At 67.6% G+C, this 6037-nt stretch carries 6 protein-coding genes; 4 read left to right on the forward strand and 2 right to left on the reverse strand.

All coding sequences use genetic code 11. The features are described from left to right. Nucleotides 1-244: 244 nt before the first annotated feature. A complete protein-coding gene (locus ABIS05_RS04690; RefSeq protein WP_348012338.1) occupies nt 245-1213 on the forward strand; it encodes a hypothetical protein in 969 nt (322 codons plus the stop codon). 115 nt (nt 1214-1328) lie between these two features. On the opposite strand, the gene lplT is transcribed toward ABIS05_RS04690, so the two are convergent. Continuing rightward, nucleotides 1329-2621: a lysophospholipid transporter LplT gene (gene lplT, locus ABIS05_RS04695; RefSeq protein ID WP_348012339.1), complete on the reverse strand. Its 1293-nt coding sequence runs from the start codon at nt 2619-2621 to the stop codon at nt 1329-1331. Between the two features lie 128 nt (nt 2622-2749). On the opposite strand from lplT, the gene alr reads away from it, so the two are divergent. The 3 genes from alr (at nt 2750) to ABIS05_RS04710 (ending at nt 4750) form a co-directional block, all read left to right on the forward strand. Continuing rightward, entirely contained in the window at nt 2750-3862 is a 1113-nt protein-coding gene (alr, locus tag ABIS05_RS04700; RefSeq protein ID WP_348012340.1) for an alanine racemase, read from the forward strand. A 138-nt stretch (nt 3863-4000) separates the two neighbouring features. Further along, a complete protein-coding gene (arfB, locus tag ABIS05_RS04705; RefSeq protein WP_348012341.1) occupies nt 4001-4408 on the forward strand; it encodes an alternative ribosome rescue aminoacyl-tRNA hydrolase ArfB in 408 nt (135 codons plus the stop codon). 210 nt (nt 4409-4618) lie between these two features. Then, nucleotides 4619-4750 (forward strand): hypothetical protein, encoded by a 132-nt coding sequence (locus ABIS05_RS04710; protein WP_348012342.1) that lies wholly within the window; start codon nt 4619-4621, stop codon nt 4748-4750. A 59-nt stretch (nt 4751-4809) separates the two neighbouring features. On the opposite strand, the gene ABIS05_RS04715 is transcribed toward ABIS05_RS04710, so the two are convergent. Beyond that, nucleotides 4810-6037, reverse strand: a 1228-nt coding sequence (locus ABIS05_RS04715) for a response regulator (RefSeq protein ID WP_348012343.1), incomplete at its 5' end; no start/stop codon positions are given.

Raw genomic sequence — 6037 nt, forward strand, 5'->3', positions numbered from 1 at the left:
CAAGGGGGCTGATCCGTCGTTGCAAATGCTCGCTGGGCACTCGGCCCAGCTCCGCTTTGCGCCTAGGCTGAGCCCCCTTGCAGGCCCAACGCGCACCCGACCCAAAGCCCGACAGGCTCCTGGGCGCCGAGGGTTTGTAGCATGGCGTCCGCCGCGTGGCTGGCCGTCCAATCGCGCGAACCTCAGGGCTGCCCTTGCGAGCGGCCCCGGCCCCCTTTCTCCTCCCCCGGACTCGCCCACGTTCATGGATCACCTGGCTAGCTTTACCCCGGCCGATCTGGCCGGCCGCACCCCGCCCGAGCTGAGCACCTTCCGCTGGAAGCTGCTGGCCCAGGGCGACTCCTGGTTCTCCAACTCGCGAGACAAGCTCAACGCCCACGCCAATCTGCTGCAGGAACTGGTGTTCAAAGCCAGCGTCGCTGCCGTGAACTGCGCCGGCACCGGCAATGCGCTGTCGCACATCGTCGACCTGCAGTCCAACCCCGACTTCGTCCGGCTGCTGACCGGCCCTGGCGCGCCGACCTGGGACGGCGTGCTGCTGTCCGTCGGCGGCAACGACCTCATCGCCGCGGCCCGCACGCCGGCGCACGACGGCAACGGCCAGCCCATTGCGCTGGAACTGCGCCTGCTGCGCCGCCAGACCGAATGGGGCCCGCCTTCGGCCGGCGTGGCGCGATATTTTTCAGAACCCGGCTGGGCCACCTATGCCGCGTACCTGCGCGCCAACATCAAGCATCTGCTGACGCTGCGCGACCAGGGCCCGTCGGTGGGCAAGCCCATCTTCATGCACTGCTACGCCGTGCCCATGCCGCGCCCGGCAGGCGCCGCCATCAACGATGAGCTGGGCGCCAGCGGCCCCTGGCTGTATCCCGCGCTGAAGTCCTACGGCGTGCCCGCGGCCGACTGGGCGGCGGTCAGCCGGCTGATGGTCTTCCACCTCGCCCAGTTGCTCAAGGGCATGGCAGCCGACAAGGAGGCCTTCCGTGGCCTCTTCGTGTTCGACTCGACTGCCGTGCCGCTGGCCCTGGCCGCGCCCGGTTCGACCGGCATCAGCGGCGACTGGCACAACGAGATCCACCTCAACCACAGCGGCTGCTTCAAGATCGCCCGCGCCTGGAGCGAGGCCATCGAGGCGGTGCTGGACGGCAAGCACCTGATCCAGCCCACCAGCGGCCGCAAGGGTCGCGGGTCCAGCTCAAACAGCCGCTCCTGAGTTTTCGATAGGCCTCGCTAAGCGAGGCCGCCCCTCCAGCGGCTGCCGTGGAACTGGCTTTGCCAGGCCACTGGCAGCGCCCCCTTGAGGTGGGCTGAGGCCGGTAGGGGGTGGTCTAACGATCCACCGGCTTCAGGTCGTCGCTGCGCGCCAGGTCGAGCAGGTGCTCGACCTCTTCCTTGTGCTCGACAAGGTTGCGCTGGTGCCAGCGCTTGATCCACCACATCGTGCCGGCCACGACGACACCGAAGATGGTGATGGCGCCGAAGGCGGACAGGCCGAAGCGCGTCATGGCCGTGTAGAAGGCGCCCAGGCCCAGGATGCAAGCCTGCTCGTTGAAGTTCTGCACCGCGATGCTGCGCCCGGCGCCCATCAGGTTGTGACCACGGTGCTGCAGCAGCGCATTCATCGGCACCACCATGTAGCCGCCGATGCCACCCAGCAGGATCAGGAACGGCGCGGCCACCCAGACATTGGTGATGAAGACCATCAGGATGAAGAGCAGCCCCATGGCGATGCCCAGCGGGATGACGGCCATGGCGCGGTCCAGCCGGCAATACATTGACGCGACGACAGCGCCCACCGCCGTGCCAATGGCAACGACGCCGACCAGCGACGACGCCTGCGTCGTGCCATAGCCCAGCGCCACCGCAGCCCAGGCCAGCACGATGTAGCGAAGGTTGCCGGTGACACCCCAGAACAGGGTCGTCGTGGCCAGGGAGATCTGGCCCAGCTTGTCCTCCCAAAGCCGGCTGTTGCAGGAGGAGAAGTCGCGTACCAAGCCGAGGACGCTGTGTGCGAACGGCTGCAGCGGTGCCTGGGTGCGCGGAATACGCAGGTTGAACAGGGCCGCCACAACGTACAGGCCGACGAGGCCGGCGATCGCCGCCTCGGGCGGCGTGTCGATGCCGGTGTTGACCATGGGCAGGTCCAAGCCCAGCAACATGGGCGCAATGCGGTTCCCGATCAACTGGCCGCCGAGCAGCACGCCCAGGATGATCGACGTGATCGTCAGCCCTTCGATCCAGCCGTTGGCCTTGACCAGTTGGGACGGCGGCAGCATTTCGGTCAGGATGCCGTACTTGGCCGGCGAGTAGGCCGCAGCGCCCAGGCCGACGATGGCGTAGGCCATCAACGGGTGGGTGCCGAACAGCATCATCAAACAGCCGACGACCTTGATGGTGTTCGAATAGAACATCACCTTGCCCTTGGGCACCGCGTCGGCAAAGGCACCGACAAAGGGCGCCAGCACGACGTAGAACAGGGCAAACATCGGCACCAGCGCGGCGCGCTGCCACTCGGCGCCGCCGGAGGTGCGCAGCAGCTCGACCGCCGCAACGAAAAGCGCGTTATCAGCCAGCGAGCTGAAGAACTGCGCCGACATGATGATGTAGAAGCCGCGTTTCATCGACCGGAGTTCGATCCTGACAGGGGAGCTATGGGCAGAAGAGGCGGCAAAGGACGAGGCGGAGCGGGTTTATAGCACGCGCCCCTGGCCGATTTCACGCACCACGGCCGGGCGCAAAATCAGCGGCTATGCCCCGTCCCATCGAAGCTCTTGTCCACGTTGACGCCCTCGCGCACAACCTCGCCCGCGCCCGTGCACAAGCGCCCAACGCGCGCGTCTGGGCGGTCGTCAAGGCCAATGCCTACGGCCACGGCATCGAGCGCGCTTATCCAGGCCTGCGCGCCGCCGACGGCTTCGCGCTGCTGGACCTGGCGGAGGCCGAACGGCTGCGGGCGCTGGACTGGCGCGGCCCCATCCTGCTGCTGGAGGGCGTGTTCGAGCCGCGCGACCTGGAGCTGTGTTCGCGCCTGAAGCTCTGGCACGCCGTGCACTGTGAGCAGCAGATCGACTGGCTGGCCATGCACAAGACGCACGAGCCGCACCGCGTCTTCCTCAAGCTCAACTCGGGCATGAACCGCCTCGGCTTCACACCCGCCGCGTTCCGCGCCGCCTATGCGCGGCTGGACGCGCTGCCCCAAGTCGACGAGATCGGGCTGATGACGCATTTTTCGGACGCCGACGCGATGCGCCAGGGCGTCGACGGCATCGCCCACCAGCTCGCCGCCTTCGAGACTGCGGCCGACGGCCTGGCCGGCGAACGGACGATGGCCAACAGCGCCGCGACGCTGCGCCACCCGGCCCGCACGGCGGCCGACTGGGTGCGCGCCGGCATCATGATCTACGGCGGCGTGCCCGACTTCCCCGAGCACGACGCCGCCCACTGGGACTTGGCGCCGGCCATGACGCTGCGCTCCAAACTCATCGGCGTGCAGCAGCTGCAGCCCGGCGACACGGTCGGCTACGGCAGCGCCTACCGCGCCGAGCAGGCCACGCGCGTGGGCATCGTCGCCTGCGGCTATGCCGACGGCTACCCGCGCCACGCGCCGACCGGCACGCCGGTGCTGGTGGACGGCCAGCGCACGCGCACGCTGGGCCGCGTCTCCATGGACATGCTGGCGGTGGACCTGAGCGCCCTGCCGGCGAGCGGCTTTGGCAGCGAGGTGACGTTGTGGGGCGAGGGTCCTGTCATCGGCGGCACAGCCAGCCGCCTTCCCATCGACGAAGTCGCCCGGTCGGCCGGCACCATCGGCTACGAGCTGATGTGCGCGATCGCGCCGCGCGTGCCGGTGCGCAGTGCATGAAATGAAAACCAAACAAAGCCACAGAGGCACAGAGACACAGAGGCAGCGGGATGCAGGTCCCTCTGTGTCTCTGTGCCTCTGTGGCTGTGTTCTTTTGCCGCACGCCGCGTCGCGCGACGGGCCGGCTTGCCGTGCCACATGACACTGCACTGGCAGCCACGCCCGGACGAGCTTGACTTCGAAGCCATCCGCGCCAGCGGCCCGGGCGGGCAGAACGTCAACAAAGTTTCAAACGCCGTCCACCTGCGCTTCGACATCCGCGCGTCGAGCCTGCCAGACGCCGTCAAGGAGCGCCTGCTGAACTGGGCCGACCAGCGCATCACCACCGAGGGCGTCGTCGTCATCAAGGCGCAGGACACGCGCAGCCTGGAGCGCAACCGTGCCGACGCCGTGGCCCGCCTCATCGAACTGGTGCAAGCCGCCGCCCATGTACCCAAGGCCAGGCGGGCGACCAAGCCGACCTATGGCTCCAAGCAGCGGCGGCTGGAGGGCAAATCGAAACGCAGCAACATCAAGGCCGGGCGGCGTGGGACGGGGGATTTCTAGGCAGGTATCGGGGCCGGGGTGGAGGCTGGTAGCAGGGCGGCTTCGGGCTCATCACGGTCCTTGGCATCGCGCGGTTGGCGGCTTCCGCAAAGCGGCCCCTCCCACCCCGAGGCGCCGCCCGGGCCACGCGCTTGGGGCGCAGCGCAGCCGGTGTGACGGCACCACACCTTCGGCCGCGTCGCGACGAACAGGCTGACCAGGCACAGCCCCATGCCGCCTACGGCCGATCCCTTCGGCTTCGGCCTGGACATGAAGCGGATCGTCGAGCCGGGAACCTTTACCGTGATGGTCGGCCCCAACAGCGTTGATCTCAAGCACGTCACGTTGACGGTTGCGGCCTGACGGCGAACTCATGAGCCTCGCGGTCCGGTTTTTCGTAGGCGCCAATGTCGGAAACGTGCTCATTGAATGCTCTGCGCCGTATTGATCGGCAGTTCAAGGGTGAAGGTTGCGCCCAGGCCGGGCCCATCGCTGTGCACGCTGAGCGTGCCACCCATTTCGCGCGCCGCCAGCACGCAGCTGTGCAGGCCGAAGCCATGGCCGGTCTGGCGCGTCGTGAAACCGTGCGAGAAGATGCGCGTGAGGTTCTCCGGCGCGATGCCTTCGCCGTTGTCCACCAGGCGGATGCGAAGGGTTTGCGGTGACGGGGCCTGTGCTTGCAAGGTCAACTGGTGCGGGCGATCACGCACACCGTCCATTGCGTACGTGGCATTGCTGATGAGGTTGACCAGGATCAGCAGCACACGGTGCTTGTCCAGGGCCAGCATGGGCAGGTCGGCAAATTGCTTGATGACGCTGACGTCATGGCGCGCCAGCGCGCTGGCGTTCATGCGCAACGCGTCCTCCACCAGGTCGCGCACCAGCACCGCCTCGACGACTCCGGAGGCGCGCGCATAGGACTGCTGGGTGGCGACGACATCCTTGATGTGGTCGACGCTGTTGGCCAGCTGCCGCAGCTCCGCGATGATGTCTTGCTGCTCGGCCACCAGGGTCTGGGCCAGCTGCCCCAGGTACGACGGCAGCAGCTTGCCGCGCGCATCCTGGGTCAAGAAATCGGCCAGGTCCCCACTGTGCTCGTCCAGCAGCTCGACGGCGCGCATCAGACCCCTCACTTTGGACGTTTGCACTTTGTCGGTGACCAAGCCGGCCGACACGTTGACGCTGTTCAAGACGTTGCCGACGTTGTGCAAAACGCTGGTGGCAATTTCGGCCATGCCTGCCTGATGCGACTTGTGACGCAGCTCGGTCTGCACCTGGCCCATGCGCAGTACGGCGCGCACCCGCGCCTTGAGCTCGATCGGCGAAAACGGCTTGGCGACGTAGTCGTCGGCACCACTTTCCAGCCCGGTGACGCTGGCGCCGCTGCCGCGGCGGGCGGTCAGCAAGATGATGGGGACATGGGAAAAGCTGGCGCTGGCTTTGAGCCGCGCGGTCAGGCCCAGGCCATCCAGGTTGGGCATCATCACGTCCGAGACGATGGCCTGCACCGATGTGCGCTGGAGCAGCGCCCAGGCCAGTTCGCCATCGGCTGCGGTGACCACGTCGCATTCGTCTTGCAGCAGCTCGGTGATGTAGGCCAGCATCTCCTGGGTGTCGTCGACCACCATCACGCAGGGCCGGGCGCTGCGC

Origin of the sequence: Roseateles sp. (genome assembly GCF_039929605.1) — a bacterium.
Classification (GTDB): domain Bacteria; phylum Pseudomonadota; class Gammaproteobacteria; order Burkholderiales; family Burkholderiaceae_C; genus Pelomonas.

What these genes read in the sequence shown, in the direction of transcription:
- ABIS05_RS04710 (WP_348012342.1), top strand. Translation starts at nt 4,619, where the DNA reads ATGCCGCCTACGGCCGATCCCTTCGGCTTCGGCCTGGACATGAAGCGG.
- ABIS05_RS04690 (WP_348012338.1), top strand. Translation starts at nt 245, where the DNA reads ATGGATCACCTGGCTAGCTTTACCCCGGCCGATCTGGCCGGCCGCACC.
- lplT (WP_348012339.1), bottom strand. Translation starts at nt 2,621, where the DNA reads ATGAAACGCGGCTTCTACATCATCATGTCGGCGCAGTTCTTCAGCTCG.
- arfB (WP_348012341.1), top strand. Translation starts at nt 4,001, where the DNA reads ATGACACTGCACTGGCAGCCACGCCCGGACGAGCTTGACTTCGAAGCC.
- alr (WP_348012340.1), top strand. Translation starts at nt 2,750, where the DNA reads ATGCCCCGTCCCATCGAAGCTCTTGTCCACGTTGACGCCCTCGCGCAC.